Raw genomic sequence first — 19,438 nt, forward strand, 5'->3', positions numbered from 1 at the left:
GGGGCGGGAACGTCCAGCGGGGTGGCCTGTTCAGGCAGCGAACAGGTATTTCGCGCCATTCGATCCCGCGAACCCATCAACCCCGTCCGCTCATCCCGAGCGAAGTCGAGGGATGTGGCACGAGGCTTCAGCCTGGCGCGGGATGTCTCGACTTCGCTCGATATGAGCGCGAAAAGGAACTCTGCATGAAATCCGTACTGCTCGCCGCCTCCGCCCTGATCGCCACTCCCGCGCTGGCCGCCAACGTCGATATCGCGGTGCAAGGCCCGGTGGTCGAGATCACCGCCAGTGAGACCGTGCAGTCTGAACCCGACCGGGCGACCGTCGGCGCGGGCGTCACCACCCGCGCGCGCACTGCGGTGCAGGCGATGCGCGACAACGCGAACAAAATGGATGCAGTAATAGGGCAACTGAGGGGATTGGGGATCGCGCGCGAGGACATCCAGACCTCGGGCGTCAACCTCAACGCGGCGTTCCAATACAACAACAATAACACCCCACCGGTCTTTCAGGGCTACGACGTGACCAATCAGGTCAGCGTCACGCTGAAGGACATCGCCAAGATCGGCGCGACGCTCGACGCGCTGGTCGCGGCGGGGGCCAACAACATCAACGGCCCGTACTTCAGCCGCGATGACGACAAGGCGCAACGCGGGATCGCCCGCGAAACCGCCTTCAAGTCCGCCGAAGAGCAGGCCCGCGACTATGCCCGGATGGCGGGCTACACCAACCTGCGGCTGCTGAGCGTGGAAGAGACCCTGCAACGAGGCGTGCCGATCCCCTTCGACGTCGCCAACCAGGCCGCGATCCGGGTAACCGCCGCGAAGGTCACGCCGATCGAACCGGGCCGCGTGGGCACGAGCGTTCAGCTCACCGCCAAATACGAGATGACGCGCTAGCCTGAACGGCGGGGACCGCGGGCATTCACGGGTTGTTCAATGCGCCAAGTCTAGGCACAGCCGCACAATGACCCGGGTCGCCCGCCTCCTCCTCGCCGCACTCGCCGTGGCCACGCCGTTAACGGCGCAGGCCGCCCCGCGGCGCGACGCGCAGGGCGAGGTGCGCAAGGACATGCGCGAGGGCAAGGTCAGCAGCCTGCGCGACATCGAGCGCCGCGTGCTGCCCGCGATGTCGGGGATGCAGTACCTCGGCCCCGAATACGATCCCACGGCGATGGCCTACCGGCTCAAGTTCATCCGCGACGGGCGGGTCGTGTTCGTCGATGTCGATGCGCGCAGCGGCCAGGTTCTGAACCAGCGTTGACGGCGGGTTTCTTGCCCGCGCGCTTGACCGGATTGGCTCCAAACCCCATTTGCCGCGTTATATTGAGTGCCGGGAACATGCCGGTCGCCACAGGGGACCCTGGATGCGCATCCTGATCGTCGAAGATGAGCCAACGCTCGGCAAGCAGCTCAAGTCCACGCTCGAACAGAACGGCTATGCCGTCGATCTCTCGGTCGATGGCGAGGACGGCCACTACATGGGCTCGAGCGAGGATTACGACGCGGTGATCCTCGATCTCGGCCTGCCCGAGATCGACGGGCTGACCGTGCTCGGCATGTGGCGCAAGGAAGGCCGGCGCTTTCCCGTGCTGGTGCTGACCGCACGCGATTCCTGGTCCGACAAGGTCGCCGGGCTCGACGCCGGGGCCGACGACTATCTCGCCAAGCCGTTCCAGACCGAGGAGCTGATCGCCCGCCTGCGCGCGCTGATCCGCCGCGCCTCGGGCAATTCGTCGTCCGAACTGACCGCGGGCGATGTCCGGCTGGATACGCGCTCGGGCCGGGTCACGCTCGATGGCGAGCCGGTCAAGCTGACCGCGCAGGAATACAAGCTGCTGTCCTACCTGCTCCATCACAAGGGCAAGGTGGTCAGCCGCACCGAGCTGATCGAGCATATCTACGATCAGGATTTCGACCGCGATTCCAACACCATCGAGGTGTTCGTCACCCGCATCCGCAAGAAGCTGGGGGCCGACGTGATCACCACTATCCGCGGCCTTGGCTACAGCCTCGACGATCCCGCCGGCCCCGGCAGGGGGTGAGGGAGCTGACCGATTAATATCCCCGTTCGTCCTGAGCTTGTCGAAGGACTGCCTTTCTCTTCGGTCTCGGCGCAAGCAACCGAGGAAATGAGCGGTGCTTCGATAAGCTCAGCGCGAGCCGATGTGGAAAAGCCTGGCGCTTCCACCCCCCCAACACCGGTTCGCTCCAGAAGCGGATGATCCTGATCGCGGCGGCGTGGATCAGCGTACTGCTGCTCGGCGGCGGCCTGCTGCTCGACCGCACCCTGACCGGCCTTGTCACCCGCAACTTCGACGAGCAGCTCGGCTACATGCTCACCGCGATGGTCGCTTCGGCCGAAATCGGCCCCGATGGCGAGGTGTTCTTCAATCGCCCGCTGGGCGACCAGCGCTTCCTCGAGCCCAACAGCGGGCTCTATTGGCAGATCAGCGGCCGGGGCCACGACGATTTCCCTTCGCGTTCGCTGTGGGACCGCAGCCTGGCGGTGCGGCTCGACCATTTCGACAGCCAGCCGCACGTCTACGATTCGGATCAGTTCAAGGGTGAGAAACTCCGGGTGATGGAGCGCTCGATCATCCTGCCCGGCAGCGACACCAAGTGGTGGTTCACAGTCGCGGCGGCGCGCGAAGAAATGGATTCCCAGATTCGCCGGATCCGCTCGATCGTCATCTGGAGCTTCGTCGTCCTCGGACTGGGATTGATGGGCATGGCGACCTTGCAGACCTGGTACGGACTCGGCCCGCTGCGCCGGGTGCGCCGCGCGATCGCGAACATGCGTAGCGGCGGGGCAAACCGGGTGACCGAGCCGCTGCCACTCGAGGTCCAGCCGATGGTCGAGGAACTGAACGGCCTGCTCGCGCACGTCGAGCGTCAGGCCGAGGAAGCGCGGACGCACGCGGGAAACCTCGCCCACGCGCTCAAAACCCCGCTCACGGTGGTGATGAATGCGGCGACCGCCAAGGCTCCCGATCTTGCCGACACCACGATCCGCGAAGCCGCGGTGATGCGCCGCCAGGTCGATCACCACCTCGCTCGCGCTCGGGCGGTCGGCCGGCGCGCGGTCGGCCACAGCCGCGCGGTGGTTTGGGAAAGCGCCGAAGCCGTCGTCCGCTCGGTCGCCCGACTCTATCAAGAGGTCCGCCTCGATCTCGACGGAGACCGTCATGCGGCGGTCAGCATCGAACGCCAGGACCTCGACGAAATCCTCGGCAACCTGATCGAGAACGCCGCCAAGTATGGCGGCGGCAGCGTGTTCGTCACTGTCTGCGCGGCGGGCGCCGACCCGCGCTTCTGCGAAATCTGGGTCGAGGACGACGGTCTCGGCATACCCGAAGAAGAACGCATCCGCATCTTCGACCGCGGCGCCCGGCTCGACACCGGCAAGCCGGGTACCGGTCTTGGCCTCGCGATCGTGCGCGACGTGGCGGAAATCTATGGCGGCTCGGTAGAGCTCGACGAGAGCGAGGATCTGGGCGGGCTGCTGGTGAAGCTGCGGCTGCCGCGGGCGGGCTAAGGCTCAGCCAGACGCTGCATTCCGGTGATGTCGGATCACCTCGTCGATGATGAAGCGGAGGAATTTCTCGGTAAATTCCGGATCGAGATCAGCTTCCTCGGCCAATTTGCGCAAGCGCGCGATTTGGCGCTCCTCGCGCCCGGGGTCTGACGGTGGCAGGGCATTCTCGGCCTTGTAGCGGCCAACCGCCTGGGTGGTGCGGAAGCGTTCGGCCAGGATATGGACCAGCGCGGCGTCGAAGTTGTCGATGCTGCGGCGAAAGCCGGCAAGCACCGGATCGGGCGAGGACATATCGTCGGCCATTGCACCGCGCTAGCATGAGGATTGCTGAACCGCCAAGGCCAGCTTTGCACTTGCCTTGAGCGGGGGCCGGGGCCAAACGCGGCCCGATGAGCGCGACGATCCTGCCTTTCGCCCCTGCGCGCGATCCGTCGCTCGATCCGCTGATAGGTTTGGTCGCCACCGGGATGAACAGCGTCAACGCGGTGATCCTCGACCGGATGCAGAGCCGCATCCCGTTGATTCCCGCGCTCGCCGGGCACCTGATCGCGGGCGGGGGCAAACGGCTGCGGCCGATGCTGACGCTCGCCAGCGCGGCGCTGCTCGATTACGCGGGTGCGCGGCACTACAAGCTCGCCGCCACGGTCGAATTCATCCACACCGCCACGCTGCTTCACGACGACGTCGTCGATGGCTCCGAGCTGCGCCGGGGCAAGGCCGCGGCCAACATCATCTTCGGCAATCCCGCGACGGTGCTTGTGGGCGACTTCCTGTTCAGCCGCGCGTTCGAGCTGATGGTCGAGGACGGCAGCCTCAAGGTGCTGAAGATACTCAGCCACGCCAGCGCGGTGATTGCCGAGGGTGAAGTCGATCAGCTCACCGCGCAGCGCCAGATCGCGACCAGCGAGGAGCGCTATCTCGACATCATCGGCGCCAAGACCGCCGCGCTATTCGCCGCCGCCTGCCGGATCGCCGCTGTGGTCGCCGAGCGCCCCGAGGCGGACGAGACCGCGCTCGACGACTATGGGCGCAACCTGGGCATCGCGTTCCAGCTGGTCGACGACGCGATCGACTACGATTCGGATGCCGACACGATGGGCAAGGGCCGCGGCGATGACTTCCGCGAAGGCAAGATGACTTTGCCGGTAATCCTCGCCCACGCCCGGGGCGACGAGGAGGAGCGCAAGTTCTGGCGCGCCGCGATCGGAGGGCACCGCACCTCGGACGACGACCTCGCTCACGCCATTGCGCTGATCAATCGCCACGACGCGGTCGGGGCCACCCGCGACCGCGCTCGCCATTTCGCCCAGCGCGCAATCGACGCGATCGCGGGCTTCCCAGCAAGCGCGGCGCGCGCGGCGATGATCGAGGCGGCGGAATTCGCGGTGGCGCGGCGGTATTGATACTGGTGTTGCGCGCGATGTCTCGACTTCGCTCGACGTGAGCGGGGTTTGGGTTGAAGACTGAAGCATCAAACAAGAGCCGCTCGTGTCGAGCGAAGTCGAGACACGCCGCGCCATGAGCGACCTTCCGATCCAAGCGGCCCTGCCCAAACTTCTCGCGGCCTTGCGCGACCAATCCTGCGCGGTCCTCATCGCCCCGCCAGGCGCGGGCAAGACAACCGCCGTGGCCCCCGCTCTGCTCGACGAGCCGTGGTGCACCGGCACGATAATCCTGCTGAGCCCGCGCCGCGTGGCCGCCCGCGCCGCCGCCGAACGCATGGCGGAACTTGCGGGCGAGCAGGCGGGCGAGACGGTCGGCTATCTGACCCGGCTCGACAGCAAGCGTTCGGCCCGCACCCGGATTGTGGTGATGACCGAGGCGATCTTCGTTTCGACCATACTCGCGGATCCCGACCTTGCCGGAGTCTCCTCGGTACTGTTCGACGAGGCGCACGAACGTCATCTCGACAGCGATCTCGGGCTGGCGCTGGCGATCGAGAGCCAGGCGGTGTTGCGCCCCGATCTGCGGCTGCTGGTGATGTCGGCAACGATCGACGGTGCGCGGTTTACCGAGCTGCTGGGCCACGCGCCGCTGATCGAAAGCGAAGGCCGGGCGCACCCGCTGGCGATCCGTTGGCTCGGCGCGCGGCCCGAGCAGCGCGTCGACGAGGCGATGGCGGGTGCGCTAGCGCTGGCGTGGCGCGAGGAGGGAGGTGACATCTTAGCGTTCCTGCCCGGCGTGCGGGAGATCGAGCGCACCGCCGAGCGGCTGGGCGAACGTCTACCCGAGGCGCTGGTGCTGCCGCTCCACGGCCAGGTCGATTCGGCGGGTCAGCGGGCTGCGATCCGTCGTCACGATCGCCGCCGGATCGTACTTGCCACGAACATCGCCGAAACCAGCCTGACCCTCGATGGCGTGAGTGTGGCGGTCGATTCCGGTCTGACCCGGCGCGCCGAATTCGACGTCGCCGCCGGTCACACTAGGCTGGCGACGCGCCCGGCGAGCCGCGCCTCGGCCGACCAACGTGCAGGTCGCGCGGCACGGCAGGGGCCGGGGAAAGCGTATCGTTTGTGGACCGAGGCCGCGCACCCCGGTCGCGCGGCGTTCGATCCGCCTGAGATCGCACTCGCCGACCTGGCGCCGTTGGCGCTGGCGTTGGCACAGTGGGGGACGCACGATCCCTCAGCTCTGGCGTGGCTCGATCAGCCCCCCGCCACCGCTTTCGCCGCGGCGCAGAACCGGCTCCGCGAACTCGCTGCGCTCGACGGGGAAGGGCGGATCACCGCGCACGGGCGTCTGCTTTCGAGACTTCCGCTGGACCCGCCGCTCGCGCACATGTTGTTATGGGCGGCGGAGCGAGGGGCCGAGGGCGAGGCCGCCGAACTGGCCCTGCTGCTACAGGAGCGCGGGCTGGGCGGTCGGGGGAAGATCTCGAGGCGCGGCTCGCGCGTTGGCGGGGGGATCGGTCGCCGCGAGCCAAGGCCTCGCGCGATCTCGCCGCGCGGTGGGCCAGTTCGGCGAGGGGTTTGTTGCACGCGGGCGCACGCAGCCAGCTCCCTACCGGCATCCTCCTCGCTGCCGCCTATCCTAGCAACCTCGCCCGCCGCCGTTCGCCATCGGGCGAGGATTGGCTGTCCGCCTCGGGCCGCGGGTTTCGCCTCGATCCTGCTTCGCCACTCGCTCGCGCCGAGTGGCTGGCGATCGGCGATGCCCAAGGCGAGGCCAAAGGTGCGCGGATCATGGCGGCGGCGGCGCTCGATCCCGCGGAAGTCGAGGCCTTGCTGGGCGACCGTATCGAGCGACGCGCGACGCTCCGCTGGAATGCCGACGAGGGCCGGGTCGAGGCGCGGCTAGAGCGGCGGATCGGGACGATCGTGCTGGGCAGCGCACCCGACCCCGCGCCCGACGCGGCGGCGGTCCTCGCGCTGCTCCGCGAACGGGCCGATCCTGCGATCTTGCTGCCCCCCGGCTTGGCGGCGCGCTTGCGCCATGCCGGCCTCGATGCGGGAAGCGAGTGGCTCGACGCTCTGCTCGAAAGTCGCCGAGATCTCGCGATCGAACCAGCAGCGGTTGCGCGCGCGGTCCTCGACCGTCTCTCGTGGGACGAGCGCCAGCTGCTCGACCGGCTGGCCCCGCGCGAATACCTCTCACCCGCAGGGACGACGCACGCCATCGACTACGGCGCGCCTGCCGGCCCGACGGTCGAGCTGCGCGTCCAGGCGCTGTTCGGGCTCGATGCGCATCCCGCGATCGGCGAGGGCACGCCGCTGCTGCTCAGCCTGACGTCGCCCGCGGGCCGTCCGATCCAGGCCACCGCCGATCTGCCAGGCTTCTGGCGCGGGACCTGGCGCGACGTGGTCAAGGAGATGAAGGGTCGCTATCCGCGCCACCGCTGGCCCGAGGAGCCATGGGCGGAAAAGCCCAGCCTCAAGACCAGGAACGCCTTCCAGCGCGGACAAACTTGAATTAGGGGGGCGCCATGCCCGCACGCATCTACCAGCCGCCCAAGAACGCCATGCAGTCCGGTCGCGCCCGCAGCGATGGCTGGGTGCTCGAGTTCGTCCCCGCCGAGGCGAAAAAGCCCGATCCGCTGATGGGCTGGGCAGGCAGCGGTGACGTGAACCAGCAGGTTGCGCTCAGCTTCGTCAACGCGGCGGAGGCCCAGGCTTATGCGGCCAAGCACGGGATCGAGGCGAGAGTCATTCCGACCCCGCCCCGCAAGCTCAAGATACAAGCCTACGCCGACAACTTCCGATGAATTTCCTCCCCCCAGGGCGAGAGGATAGCGCAGCTTGGCGGCGCATCCGCATAGCAAAGCTTGGAGGGGGTCTGCATGACCGACACCCTTCCAACCGCGACCAGCGAGCAAGCTAGCAAGTCTTCGTGTTCCCTCCCCCGGAGGGAGAAGACAAGGTTGAACTTTGCCTCCGGCCCCGCCATATGCCGCGCCGGGAGTCGGGCGGACGCTTGCGGCCGCCAACCTGGTCAGGTCCGGAAGGAAGCAGCCACAACGGTTTGCGGCGGGTCGCCCGGCTCCTTTTATTCCTGACATTCGCCCGGCGAGTGCCTACCCTTAGACCCATGGGTGATTCCCCCGACATCTTCGGCAATGAACCGGCGGACGAGGCAGAAATGCCCGGCCTTGGCCTCGACCAGCCGGCTCAGCCGCAACCGGCCCAGCCCTATCGCGTCCTCGCTCGCAAGTACCGTCCGCAGACCTTTTCCGAGCTGATCGGCCAGGAACCGATGGTCCGCACGCTGGGCAACGCGATCCGGCGCGAACGGCTGGCGCATGCGTTCTTGATGACCGGGGTGCGCGGCGTGGGCAAGACCAGCACCGCGCGGCTGATCGCCAAGGCACTGAACTGCATCGGGCCCGACGGGCAGGGCGGACCCACGATCGATCCCTGCGGAACTTGCGAGCCGTGCCGCGCGATTGCGGAAGGGCGCCACATCGACGTGATCGAGATGGATGCCGCCTCGCATAACGGGATCGACGACGTTCGCGCGATGACCGACGCGGTGCGCTATGCGGCAGTCACCGCGCGGTACAAGATCTATATCATCGACGAAGTCCACATGATGTCGAAGCCAGCCTTCAACGCGCTTCTGAAGACGCTCGAGGAGCCGCCCGCGCACGTCAAGTTCCTGTTCGCGACGACCGAGGTCGATAAACTGCCGATCACCGTGCTCAGCCGCTGCCAGCGGTTCGATCTGCGCCGGATCACCACACCCATGCTGACCGAACACTTCGCGCGGATATGCGCTGCGGAGAAGGTCGAGGCCGATGACGAGGCGCTGGCGCTGATCGCGGCGGCCGCCGAAGGCTCGGTGCGTGATGGTTTGTCGATCCTCGATCAGGCGATCGCCCATGCAGACCTGGAAGGCGAGGCCGTGGTCACCGCCGCCAAGGTCCGTGAGATGCTCGGGCTTGCCGACAAGACTGTCCAGCGGCGCCTGTTCGCGACAATCCTTAGGGGCGAGGGCAAGGCGCTGCTCGATCTGGTCGCCGAGCAATATGCGCTGGGCATCGAGCCGTTGGCGCTGATCCGCGCGCAGATGGATCTCGTCCACCGGATCACCGTCGCCCAGCTTGGCGAGAGCGGCGCGCAGGGCGCGACCGCGGAAGAGCGTGCAGCGCTCGAAGGCTGGGCCGGGCAATTGTCCGCCGGGCAACTTCATCGTCTTTGGCAACTGCTGCTCAAGGGCCACGGCGAAATCGTCAGCGCGCCCGATCCACTTGCGGCTGCCCAGATGGCGCTGCTGCGCGTGCTCCATGCCGCAGATCTTCCCGATCCCGGACAATTGGCGAAAAAGCTTGAGGAGATGGCGGCGCGCAGTCCCGTCCCGGCACCCGCCGCCGGTCGTACCGCGTCCGCCGAACCGGTTGCCGCGCTTGACTGGACCGCGTTGGTCGAGCGGATAGAAACCGCAAGGCCGCTGGTTGGTGGCGTAATGCGCAACTGGATTCGCCCGGTGGACGTCTCGCATGGCGTCCTGCGATTCCAGATCGACGCCGACTACCGGGCCGAGGACCCCGCCGCCGACATTCGCAAGGCGCTGGAGGAGGTCACCCGCGAGCGCTGGCAGGTCGAACGCGGGGTCGGCGACGCGCAGCCCAGCTTGCGCGAGCGGGCTGAGGCCGAGGCCACCGCGGCGCAGGCCGCGCTGCTCGCCGATCCGCTGGTCAAGGCCGCCTTCGCCGCCTTTCCCGATGCCCAATTGGTCGACGACGAGCGCGCCTCGCCCGGCCGCACCCCATGGAGTCGCAGCGCATGAAATCGATGGAAGAAATGATCCAGGCCGCCCAAGCCGCCGCCGAGACCATCCAGAAGCAAATGGGCGAGGCGCAGGCGACGCTCGATTCGATCCAGGTGGAGGGCAAGTCCGGCGGCGGGCTGGTGAGCATCCGCTGCACCGCCAAAGGCCGCATCCTGGGTGTGTCGATCGATGACAGCCTTATGAAGCTCGAGGAAAAGGGCATCCTCGAAGACCTGATCGCCGCAGCCTTCAACGATGCCCGGGCCAAGGCCGACGAGCGCTCCAATGCCGAAATGCAGAAAATCCAGTCGGGGATCGGACTGCCCGCGGGGTTCAAGCTGCCGGGCATGTGACGTTCCCCTCTCTCCCCCGGGCGGGAGAGGATCATGCGACCATTGCGCCCCAAACACCTTGCCCCCATATCCACAGCCAACTGACCGCCCCCTTGCGGCCCCGCGCCTCGCGCGCGCTATGAATGGACGGATATGACTGCCACCACCCTCGTTCCCATGCTCCCCTTGCGCGACATCGTCGTGTTTCCCGGAATGGTCGTCCCGCTGTTCGTCGGGCGCGAAAAGTCGGTCGCCGCGCTCGAGGCGGCGATGGCGGCGGACAAGGACATCTTTCTGCTCGCCCAACTCGATCCTGGCTGCGACGATCCCGATCGCGACGATCTCTATGACGTCGGGGTGATCGCCAGCGTCCTGCAACTGCTGAAGCTGCCCGATGGCACCGTGCGGGTGCTGGTCGAGGGCAAGCAACGCGGTTCGCTGGCGGACTTGCGCGAGGAATCCGGCAGCGCGGGCGAGATGTTGGTCGCGCACGTCCAACTGCACGACCCGGTGACCGTCTCGGGCACTGAGGTCTCGGCGATGATGCGCACCGTGGTCGAGCAGTTTGGCGAGTATGCCAAGCTCAACAAGAAACTGTCCGACGACGCCGGAGCCAACTTCGCCGAGATCGTCGATGCCGCTTTGCTGGCCGACGGCGTCGCCGCGCAGATTGCCGCCAAGGTCGCCGACAAGCAGGCGCTGCTAACCGAGGCCGATCCGCTCAAGCGGCTCGAAATGGTGCTCGCGTTCATGGAAGGCGAACTCGGCGTGCTTCAGGTCGAGCGTAAGATCCGCGGGCGGGTCAAGCGCCAGATGGAGAAGACCCAGCGCGAGTATTACCTCAACGAGCAGATGAAGGCGATCCAGTCCGAATTGGGCGGCGAGGGCGAAGAAGCCAACGAGATCGCCGAATTGCAGGCCAAGATCGACAAGCTCAAGCTCTCCAAGGAAGCGCGGACCAAGGCCACCGCAGAACTTAAGAAGCTCAAGGGCATGCAGCCGATGAGCGCCGAAGCGACGGTTGTCCGCAACTATCTCGACGTGCTGCTCGGGTTGCCGTGGGGCAAGAAGAGCAAGATCAAGAAGGACATCGTTGGCGCACAGGCGGTTCTCGACGCCGATCACTATGCGCTGGAGAAGGTCAAGGACCGCATCGTCGAATACCTTGCGGTGCAGGCCCGGACCAACAAGCTCAAGGGCCCGATCCTGTGTCTGGTCGGCCCCCCGGGTGTCGGCAAGACCTCGCTCGGCAAGTCGATCGCCAAGGCCACAGGCCGCGAGTTCGTCCGCCAGTCGCTGGGCGGCGTGCGCGACGAGGCCGAAATCCGCGGCCACCGCCGCACCTACATCGGCTCGCTGCCGGGCAAGATCATCACTAACTTGCGCAAGGCCGGGACCAGCAACCCACTGTTCCTGCTCGACGAAATCGACAAACTCGGCCAGGACTTCCGTGGCGATCCGGCCTCGGCGCTGCTCGAGGTGCTCGATCCAGAGCAGAACGCCAAGTTCCAGGACCACTACCTCGAGCTCGACTACGACCTTAGCGACGTGATGTTCGTGACCACCGCGAACAGCCTCAATCTGCCGCAGGCGCTGCTCGATCGGATGGAGATCATTCGCCTCGAAGGTTATACCGAGGATGAGAAGGTCGAGATCGCGACGCGCCACCTGGTGGCCAAGCAGATCGAGGCGCACGGACTCAAGGACGGCGAGTTCGTCCTGACCCCCGAGGGTCTGCGCGACCTGATCCGCTATTATACCCGCGAGGCCGGGGTCCGCACCCTGGAGCGCGAGATCGCGCGGCTGATGCGCAAGAGCCTGCGCAAGATTCTCGAAGGCAAGGAGACCGGGGTCACCATCACCCCCGAAAACCTCGGCGACTATGCCGGGGTGCGCAAGTACCGCCACGGGATGTCCGACGACGAACCCGAGGTGGGCGCGGTGACCGGGCTCGCATGGACCGAGGTCGGCGGTGAATTGCTGCAGATCGAGGCGGTGATGGTTCCCGGCAAGGGGCAAGCGCGGACCACCGGCAAGCTCGGCGAGGTGATGAACGAGAGCATCCAGGCCGCCTTCAGCTTCGTCAAGGCGCGGGCGCCGGCCTATGGCATCAAGCCCTCGCTGATCGGACGCAAGGACATCCACATCCACTTGCCCGAGGGTGCGGTGCCCAAGGACGGACCGAGCGCCGGGATCGGAATGGTTACTTCGATCGTCTCGACCCTCACCGGGATCGCCGTTCGCCCCGACGTGGCGATGACCGGTGAGGTCACGCTGCGCGGTCGCGTGTTGCCGATCGGGGGTCTGAAGGAAAAACTGCTCGCGGCTTTGCGCGGGGGTGTGAAGACGGTGCTGATCCCCGAGGAGAACCGCAAGGACCTGGTGGAAATCCCGGCGAACATCACCGGCGGGTTGGAGATCGTACCGGTGAGCCATGTCGACGAGGTGCTGGCGCGCGCGCTGACGGCGCCGTTGGTGGCGATCGACTGGACCGAGCAGGACGACATCGCCAGCCAGCCGGCCCCGTCCCAGTCGTCTCCCTCGCTTACCGCACATTGATGCTGCAACGCAGCGAATCGTTGGAGCCGGTGCTGCGCCAATGCCGCGCAGCACCGCGCTCCCGCGATTAAACGTCGATTCGTCGCAATTGGCGCGAAATCGGGGATAATCCGCCGGTTTCACCCGTGTTAGGCTTTGACAGTCGGCGCGGCATCGGCTCAATTCCGCGCCATCCTGCCCCGGCGATTCCGCCGAAATTTTCTCAACCAGCCTCCAGGGGGTTTCGAATGAACAAGAACGATCTGATCAGTGCGGTCGCCGACTCGAGCGGACTGACCAAGGGTGACGCGATGAAGGCGGTTGAATCCGTGTTCGAGGCGATCTCGGGCGCGCTCAAGAGCGGCGACGAAGTGCGCCTGGTGGGCTTCGGTACGTTCTCGGTAGCCAAGCGCAAGGCCTCGACCGGTCGCAACCCGCGCACCGGCGAGCCGATGACGATCAAGGCTTCGACCCAGCCCAAGTTCAAGGCCGGCAAGGGTCTGAAGGACGCGGTCAACTAAGACCGATCGGGTTTGGCGGTCCTCGGACTGCCGACGCATATAGCGCCGCGCTCGCCCAATGGCCGAGCGCGGCGTTTGCTTTTGCAGGGTCTTGAGAGGCCTACTTACCCAGTTTGATCAGCGCAGTCGGCGCTGCCGCAGTGCGCGGATTCACTTTCCAAGCAAGCCGCCGCATGCCCGCAACGCCGGTCTGCGGCCCGTCGTCGGTATTGTTGGCGAGGATCTCACCATCGGTCGCTACTGCGAACGCGCCGTCGAGTTCTGGCATGCCTTGCGGCCCGGTCTTGTCACCCGTCATGCCTTGCATCATTGCCCCCATCGGCCCGCCGTTGGCGCCTGCGGAAAACGCCGGGGCATCGATCCGTACGGTACCGTCGGTGCGGCGATAGATCGCGACGAACGGCGTGATCAGCGGCACCCGCTCGAGCGAAGGAAAGCTGAAATCGTGATCGAGCCGGCCCGCGATGGCGAAATCGACCACGTATTTGCCGTCGCCCACGTACTGCACCGAGCGCCACCCAGCCTGCTTGCGCATCCGTTCGGCCAGTTCCTCGGCGGCTCGGGGATCGGCCGGGTCGATCCCACCGAGCATCTGGCGCGCCATCTCCGCGTCCTGTCTTTTCTTGTCCTTCGCGGCCTGCTGCGACGACTCCCAGTTCTGGCGCTGGACGTCCTCGGTGTCGTAGCTGCAATTGTCGACGGGTTCGCCGTCGTCCTTGCACTGCGGCTGCGGCTTGAATGTGGCCTTGTCGTCCAATTCGTCCTGCGCCAACTTGCTCAACGCGAGGACATGGATGTCGCCCTTGTAGGAAAACGCGAATGTGCCGTCGCGTTTGACCGTCAGTTCGGAGGCGAACTTACCCGGAAGCAGGAAGCATCCCGTGGCGAGCAGGCAGAGCACTGCGGCGAAGACGACCTTGCCTCGAAACGTTTGCGGCACCATCGACAGACCCCCATTCGCAAGTCGCACACTCAGCGCACCGCCACAGCATAGAGCGCGACGGCCGCCGCATTCGAGACATTCAGGCTTTCCATCGCGGCGGCAATGGGCAATCGCGCGAGCACGTCGCAGTGCCCCGCCACGTTGTGGCGCAGGCCTTCGCCCTCGGCTCCGAGGACAAGCGCGATCGGACCCGGCTGGAGTACCGATCCAAACAGCGCGGGCGCCGCTCCATCCAGCCCGATCCGCCAGTATCCAGCGTCGGCCAAGTCTTCCAGCGCGCGTGACAGATTGACCACCCGGACCCACGGCACGATCTCCAGCGCGCCCGATGCGGTCTTGGCGACGGTGCCCGATTCGGGCGGTGCGTGGCGATCCTGAGTTACGATCGCCGCCGCGTCGAACGCCGCCGCCGAGCGCAGGATCGCGCCGAGGTTGTGCGGATCGGTGACCTGGTCGAGCACAACGATCGGCCGCGCCGGATCCGCCTCCGGCAGATCGTCGAGCGCCAGGTCTTCCAACGGCGCGCAATCGAGCACCAGCCCCTGGTGCGGCGCATCGCGCGCGACCAGCCGCGCCAAATCGGCGGGGGAGGCGTACTCGACCGTAAAATCGGCGGGCAACTCGCCGTCGAGCGAGGCGACACCCTCGCGCGTGGCCCATAGTTTGCGATGGACCCGATCGGGGTTGAGCAGCGCGGCTTCCACCGCGTGGCGTCCCCACAAGCGGACCTGGCCCGCCCCGGTGCGGCCGCTGCCGCGCCCGCCGCGCATCCGTCCGGCGCGCCCCCCGCAAGTTTCTGGCCGGCTTCCTGTCGTCGCGTTCGCTCATCGACCGGCCTGTGCCAGCCGGGTCTCGCCCGCGCAAGCTGCGGGCTTGCTTGACAGCGCGCAGCCGCTTCGCCATGGACGCGGCCTCTCGGCTGGGAGGCCCGTTTCGGGCCTGCAAACGCATCAAGCAGCACCCGGCAGACCGGTGTGGACAGGTGGCCGAGTGGTTAATGGCAGCAGACTGTAAATCTGCCCGCGAGAGCGTACGCTGGTTCGAATCCAGCCCTGTCCACCACCCGCGCGTTCCTGGCGAGCTACGCAGGAAACGCCGCTCCTGCCGAGGCGCGTATCGTCGATCCCAGCCGCCAGCGATCCCAGGCCACGAAGATCACGCCGCTCAACTTCCAGATCGCAACCGTTGCCAGCACCGCGACCACACCGTCTAGCGCATAGTGGTAGGCGAGATGGACCGACCCGATCCAGATTGCCACGAGGAAGGCGAAGAACCAGCGCCCGGCGCGGGGCGACACCTGTCGCACGGTCAGCCAAAACAGGCAGGCGAAGGCGATGTGCATGGATGGCATCGCGGTGATCCCGCTACCTAGGTTGTGCGAGGCGTGGCGGAAACGCTCGAGCAGCATTTCCTGGACCGTCAGGGTCATCACCGGCAGGTCTCGATCGGCCGCGTGCAAGTACGCCATTTGCGCGTCGAAGTGGTGGTTTCCCAGGATCGGGCCAACGAAACAAGGACCTACCGACGCCATCCCTGCGGCCAGCGCGAACCCGATGACCGTCCAGATCAGCACGAAGGCCAGGATGTAACGGCGCCGGACGCCACGCGCCGCCCGGGCGAACACGAGCCACAGTGTCCCGCCATAAAGGACCAACGCCCATCCATGGTAAAGCGCGGCGAGGCTTGCGGTGACCACGGGATAGCCGAGCACCGGCTGGATCACGCGCCAGGGATCGTGCCCGAAAAACAGAGCGCGATCGGCGGCGATCAGGGTGGCGTCCCAGGTATAGGGGTGAAACACCGGAACCATCGCCTTGAGCGCGGAGAAGAACGGCATCAGCAGGACGAGGATCGCGCATGTCGGTAACGTCGCGACGACCGCAGATGTCGATACAACCGATGCAACGTGCTGCGCGAGGAACGCGGCAGGATGACGCGGGCGATGGGCGCGGAGTAGCGTGATCGCCCGCGGGAGGACCATGAAAAGGCCGCAACACAGGTAAACCATCAGGTTTCCGGTCACGTCGGCGAGGGTGATTGCAACGTCATGCGCCGCCAGCACCGCGGCGCTGGCGACGACGAGCGCCAGCGTGATCAGGTGCATAGGCAGTTCGTCGAGCAAAATGGCGCGCGCGGTAGGCGGCGTCGGGTCGTGGCGATCGGGAAAATCAGCGTCGGACACCTCCCCCTATTCGCGGGACAAGGTTAAAATTCCGGCAAGTTGCAACACCTGGTCCAGCGTTTAGCTTGCCGCTGCCTGCCGCCAACCCTAGATGGGGTCGATGCCCGGAGAACTCGTCGACAACAAAGGCAAAGGCCAGGCCGGCTGGTCATGGCCCGCGATCCACCCCGAAGGCCGCAAGTTCGCGCTGATCGCCGCGGTCGGCAGCGGACTGACCGCTTTTCTGGCGTGGGAGACCATCGCCTGGCCGCTGGCCTTCCTGACCCTGGGCGTGCTCGCGTTCTTTCGCGATCCGCAGCGTGCGGTGCCGCAAAGCTCGAACCTGATCGTCGCGCCAGCAGACGGGCTGATCACGCTCATCCAGAAAGTCCCGCCGCCGCCCGAATTGCGCATCGCGGATGGCACCGGGGCGGGCTTGGGCGACGGCGTGCTGACCCGCATTTCCATTTTCATGAGCGTGTTCGATGTCCACATCAACCGCGCGCCGGTGGCGGGGACTATCCGCCGTGTTGTGTACATTCCCGGCAAGTTTCTGAACGCCGACCTCGACAAGGCGAGCGAGGACAACGAGCGCCAGCATTTCTTGATCGAGCGCAGCGACCGCGTGCTCGTCGGCTTCACTCAGATCGCCGGACTTGTGGCGCGCCGGATCGTGCCGTTCGTAAAGCCGGGCGATATCGTCGCGGCGGGGCAGCGCGTGGGCCTGATCCGCTTCGGCAGCCGGGTCGATGTCTATCTGCCCGAAGGCACCGAACCGCGCGTGCTGCTCGGCCAGAAGTGCGTTGCGGGCGAGACCGTGCTCGCCGAGATCGGCCAAGCGCCGGTGCTTGAAGGGGTGATCCAGTGATCCTGGGACCGGACGGCCACCCCATCGCAGACAATACCGACGATGAGAGCGAGTTGGAGGATGCCGAGGCCTCGCGATCCTATCGCCGCCTTCCCGGCGGGCTCACACTGCGTGCGCTGGCGCCCAATGCGATCACCTCGGCAGCGCTGTGCTCGGGGCTTACGGGTATCCGCTTCGCTACCGACGGGCAGTGGGAAAAGGCGGTGCTGGCGGTGATTCTGGCGGGGATGCTCGACGGGATCGACGGCCGGGTGGCGCGGCTGATGAAGGCGCAGTCGCGTTTCGGGGCGGAGCTCGATAGCCTGGCGGACAACGTCTCGTTCGGAGTGGCCCCGGCGCTGATCCTTTTCATGTGGTCGTTGACCGACGTGCCCCGGCTGGGTTGGCTGGCGGCGCTGGCGCTGGCGGTATGTTGCGCGCTCCGGCTAGCCCGGTTCAACGCGCGAATCGATCTGCAGGACCAACCGCACAAGTCGGCTGGATTCCTGACCGGCGTGCCCGCTCCCGTTGGCGCCGGCCTTGCTTTCCTGCCCCTGTACCTGTGGATCGCGAGCGGTGAGGCGGTGTTCCGCAATCCGCTGTTGGTCGGGCTGTGGATCGCACTGATCGCGTTCCTGATGATCTCCAACATTGCGACGCCCAGCTGGGGATCAGCGCGACCGAGGCGCAACATTCGTCTCGAGGTCATTGCGCTGACGGGACTAGTTATAGCGGCGCTTCTGACCGAACCATGGTGGACTCTGGTCGGGCTGTGCGCGGCCTATATGGCTGTACTGCCCCTCGCGGTGTTTCGCTACGCCAAGGTCAAGCGGCAGCGCGCAGCCCACGCGACTGCCTGATCCGGCGCGGCTGGATCGTCCGCGCCGCGACCCGCCGGATATCCGCGCCGATGGCGTTGCGGGCAACCACGCACACCGCCTGAACCCGGAACTCACGCGCATCGCTGCAATCGCGCAGCGCGGCGACATTCGCCAGCGCCGCGTCGCGGTATTGCAGAACGGTCGCGCGCGCCGCTGTGATCACGCAAAACGCGGCGAGCGCGAAAACGACGGAGGCGAGAAGGCTCATCGACATGCATCCTTGTCCGTTCGGTCCCTACCCGCAGGCCCCCTGTTTACAGGTGTGTGGATAACTGGGGCGTTAACGTGTTGGTAACCGATTTTGTTCCCGCGTGATTCGCGGAATAGAGCCGTTGTTCTTGATATGTTCCGAATGGTCAAGCGAAATTGAGTCGAAACGTGTCACCGCCACGATGAAAACGGGGTGGCAATGTTGCGTCTCCGCGGCTAAGGGCGCGCATCGTCGGCGTGGAAATCCCTCTGCGCCTGGCGAAATCCACATGGGAAACGCCCATACCGGTGCCGCAGAGGGGTTTCCTCACGGTTCCAGTTTCCCAGAGGCAGCCCGCGGCTCTGCGGGCGTAACCGGAAAGGAAATATCTATGGCGGCTCCCGTCGTCACCATGCAGCAATTGATCGAGGCCGGCGCGCACTTCGGCCACCAGACCCACCGCTGGAACCCGCGGATGAAGCCGTACATCTTTGGCGCGCGCAACGGCATCCACATCCTCGACCTGTCGCAGACCGTCCCACTGATGGCGCGCGCGCTCGAGTTTGTCTCGGCCACCGTCCAAGCGGGCGGCAAGGTCCTGTTCGTCGGTACCAAGCGCCAGGCGCAGGAGCCGATCGCCCAGGCCGCGCGCCAGTGCGGCCAGCACTTCGTCAACCACCGCTGGCTGGGCGGGATGCTCACCAACTGGAAGACCATTTCCAACTCGATCAAGCGCCTCAAGACGCTCGACGAGCAGCTTTCGGGCGACATCGTGGGGCTGACCAAGAAGGAGGTGCTCCAGCTTACCCGCGAGCGTGACAAGCTCGAGCTGTCGCTTGGCGGCATCCGCGACATGGGCGGCATCCCGGATGTGATGTTCGTGATCGACGCCAACAAGGAAGAGCTGGCGATCAAGGAAGCCAACGTCCTGGGCATCCCGGTCGTCGCGATTCTCGATTCGAACGTCTCGCCCGACGGCATTGCCTTCCCGGTTCCGGCCAACGACGACGCCAGCCGCGCGGTGCGCCTGTACTGCGATGCGATCGCCACCGCCGCGACCAGGGGCGGTCGCGAGGCCGTGGTCGCTTCGGGTGCGGACATCGGCGCGATGGACGTGCCGCTGGCGGAGCCAGCCATCGAGGCGCCTGAAGCCGCGGTCGAAGCGTCCGAAACGGCCGTTGAAGCTGCTCCGGAGGCTGACGCCGAGGCTCCGGCCGAGGCCTGATCCAATTCAGGCGGCGGGGCTTGATCTCGCTGCCCACCCTTTAAAATCAAGAGGATAGA

General features: G+C 66.4%; 18 protein-coding genes, 1 tRNA gene, 1 other RNA gene and 1 pseudogene. 16 read left to right on the top strand and 5 right to left on the bottom strand.

Annotated features, from left to right (window positions below):
* The first annotated feature begins 185 nt into the window (after positions 1–185).
* The 4 genes from GKE62_RS17085 to GKE62_RS17100 all read left to right on the top strand — a co-directional run bounded on the left by GKE62_RS17085 (position 186) and on the right by GKE62_RS17100 (position 3,537).
* On the top strand, positions 186–899 hold the full coding sequence (locus GKE62_RS17085; protein ID WP_195908497.1) for an SIMPL domain-containing protein: 714 nt from the start codon (positions 186–188) through the stop codon (positions 897–899).
* 67 nt (positions 900–966) lie between these two features.
* Entirely contained in the window at positions 967–1,263 is a 297-nt protein-coding gene (locus GKE62_RS17090) for a PepSY domain-containing protein (RefSeq protein ID WP_154693275.1), read from the top strand.
* Between the two features lie 103 nt (positions 1,264–1,366).
* Entirely contained in the window at positions 1,367–2,044 is a 678-nt protein-coding gene (locus GKE62_RS17095) for a response regulator transcription factor (RefSeq protein ID WP_154693276.1), read from the top strand.
* 176 nt (positions 2,045–2,220) lie between these two features.
* A complete protein-coding gene (locus GKE62_RS17100; RefSeq protein ID WP_154693277.1) occupies positions 2,221–3,537 on the top strand; it encodes a HAMP domain-containing sensor histidine kinase in 1,317 nt (438 codons plus the stop codon).
* Positions 3,538–3,540: 3 nt separating this feature from the next.
* On the opposite strand, the gene GKE62_RS17105 is transcribed toward GKE62_RS17100, so the two are convergent.
* Positions 3,541–3,840 carry a chorismate mutase gene (locus GKE62_RS17105; RefSeq protein ID WP_154693278.1) on the bottom strand — a complete coding sequence of 100 codons (300 nt, stop codon included), beginning with the start codon at positions 3,838–3,840 and terminating at the stop codon, positions 3,541–3,543.
* An 86-nt stretch (positions 3,841–3,926) separates the two neighbouring features.
* On the opposite strand from GKE62_RS17105, the gene GKE62_RS17110 reads away from it, so the two are divergent.
* The 8 genes and pseudogenes from GKE62_RS17110 to GKE62_RS17145 all read left to right on the top strand — a co-directional run bounded on the left by GKE62_RS17110 (position 3,927) and on the right by GKE62_RS17145 (position 13,132).
* Positions 3,927–4,940: a polyprenyl synthetase family protein gene (locus GKE62_RS17110; RefSeq protein ID WP_154693279.1), complete on the top strand. Its 1,014-nt coding sequence runs from the start codon at positions 3,927–3,929 to the stop codon at positions 4,938–4,940.
* A gap of 115 nt (positions 4,941–5,055) precedes the next feature.
* Positions 5,056–7,445 (top strand): annotated as a pseudogene (hrpB, locus tag GKE62_RS17115) (ATP-dependent helicase HrpB).
* A 14-nt stretch (positions 7,446–7,459) separates the two neighbouring features.
* Entirely contained in the window at positions 7,460–7,738 is a 279-nt protein-coding gene (locus tag GKE62_RS17120) for an NADH dehydrogenase ubiquinone Fe-S protein 4 (protein ID WP_154693280.1), read from the top strand.
* A gap of 190 nt (positions 7,739–7,928) precedes the next feature.
* Positions 7,929–8,023: signal recognition particle sRNA small type (gene ffs, locus GKE62_RS17125), an RNA gene on the top strand.
* A gap of 38 nt (positions 8,024–8,061) precedes the next feature.
* Positions 8,062–9,759, top strand: a complete 1,698-nt coding sequence (locus GKE62_RS17130; protein WP_154693281.1) for a DNA polymerase III subunit gamma/tau — start codon at positions 8,062–8,064, stop codon at positions 9,757–9,759.
* Positions 9,756–10,094, top strand: a complete 339-nt coding sequence (locus GKE62_RS17135) for a YbaB/EbfC family nucleoid-associated protein (RefSeq protein WP_154693282.1) — start codon at positions 9,756–9,758, stop codon at positions 10,092–10,094. Before GKE62_RS17130 ends, GKE62_RS17135 begins: the two co-directional genes overlap by 4 nt.
* A gap of 132 nt (positions 10,095–10,226) precedes the next feature.
* Positions 10,227–12,632, top strand: a complete 2,406-nt coding sequence (gene lon, locus GKE62_RS17140) for an endopeptidase La (RefSeq protein ID WP_154693283.1) — start codon at positions 10,227–10,229, stop codon at positions 12,630–12,632.
* Between the two features lie 227 nt (positions 12,633–12,859).
* Positions 12,860–13,132, top strand: coding sequence for an HU family DNA-binding protein (locus GKE62_RS17145; protein WP_154693284.1), 273 nt, complete (start codon positions 12,860–12,862; stop codon positions 13,130–13,132).
* A gap of 100 nt (positions 13,133–13,232) precedes the next feature.
* On the opposite strand, the gene GKE62_RS17150 is transcribed toward GKE62_RS17145, so the two are convergent.
* Together GKE62_RS17150 and rlmB are read right to left on the bottom strand one after the other, a co-directional pair.
* Entirely contained in the window at positions 13,233–14,072 is an 840-nt protein-coding gene (locus GKE62_RS17150; protein ID WP_195908498.1) for a hypothetical protein, read from the bottom strand.
* Between the two features lie 32 nt (positions 14,073–14,104).
* Positions 14,105–14,845 carry a 23S rRNA (guanosine(2251)-2'-O)-methyltransferase RlmB gene (gene rlmB / locus GKE62_RS17155; protein ID WP_154693286.1) on the bottom strand — a complete coding sequence of 247 codons (741 nt, stop codon included), beginning with the start codon at positions 14,843–14,845 and terminating at the stop codon, positions 14,105–14,107.
* A 206-nt stretch (positions 14,846–15,051) separates the two neighbouring features.
* On the opposite strand from rlmB, the gene GKE62_RS17160 reads away from it, so the two are divergent.
* Positions 15,052–15,137, top strand: a tRNA-Tyr gene (locus GKE62_RS17160).
* Between the two features lie 19 nt (positions 15,138–15,156).
* On the opposite strand, the gene GKE62_RS17165 is transcribed toward GKE62_RS17160, so the two are convergent.
* A complete protein-coding gene (locus GKE62_RS17165) occupies positions 15,157–16,257 on the bottom strand; it encodes a phosphatase PAP2 family protein (protein ID WP_154693287.1) in 1,101 nt (366 codons plus the stop codon).
* Between the two features lie 100 nt (positions 16,258–16,357).
* On the opposite strand from GKE62_RS17165, the gene GKE62_RS17170 reads away from it, so the two are divergent.
* Positions 16,358–17,104 carry a phosphatidylserine decarboxylase gene (locus GKE62_RS17170; protein ID WP_154693288.1) on the top strand — a complete coding sequence of 249 codons (747 nt, stop codon included), beginning with the start codon at positions 16,358–16,360 and terminating at the stop codon, positions 17,102–17,104.
* Positions 17,105–17,157: 53 nt separating this feature from the next.
* Entirely contained in the window at positions 17,158–17,943 is a 786-nt protein-coding gene (pssA, locus tag GKE62_RS17175; RefSeq protein ID WP_195908719.1) for a CDP-diacylglycerol--serine O-phosphatidyltransferase, read from the top strand.
* Here the strand turns inward: pssA and GKE62_RS17180 are convergent.
* Entirely contained in the window at positions 17,909–18,172 is a 264-nt protein-coding gene (locus tag GKE62_RS17180; protein ID WP_154693290.1) for a hypothetical protein, read from the bottom strand. The genes pssA and GKE62_RS17180 overlap by 35 nt on opposite strands.
* A 373-nt stretch (positions 18,173–18,545) precedes the next feature.
* On the opposite strand from GKE62_RS17180, the gene rpsB reads away from it, so the two are divergent.
* On the top strand, positions 18,546–19,379 hold the full coding sequence (gene rpsB, locus GKE62_RS17185; RefSeq protein ID WP_154693291.1) for a 30S ribosomal protein S2: 834 nt from the start codon (positions 18,546–18,548) through the stop codon (positions 19,377–19,379).
* Positions 19,380–19,438: the final 59 nt, after the last annotated feature.

The sequence above is a fragment of the Novosphingobium sp. Gsoil 351 genome (genome assembly GCF_009707465.1).
Taxonomy (GTDB): Bacteria; Pseudomonadota; Alphaproteobacteria; order Sphingomonadales; family Sphingomonadaceae; genus Novosphingobium.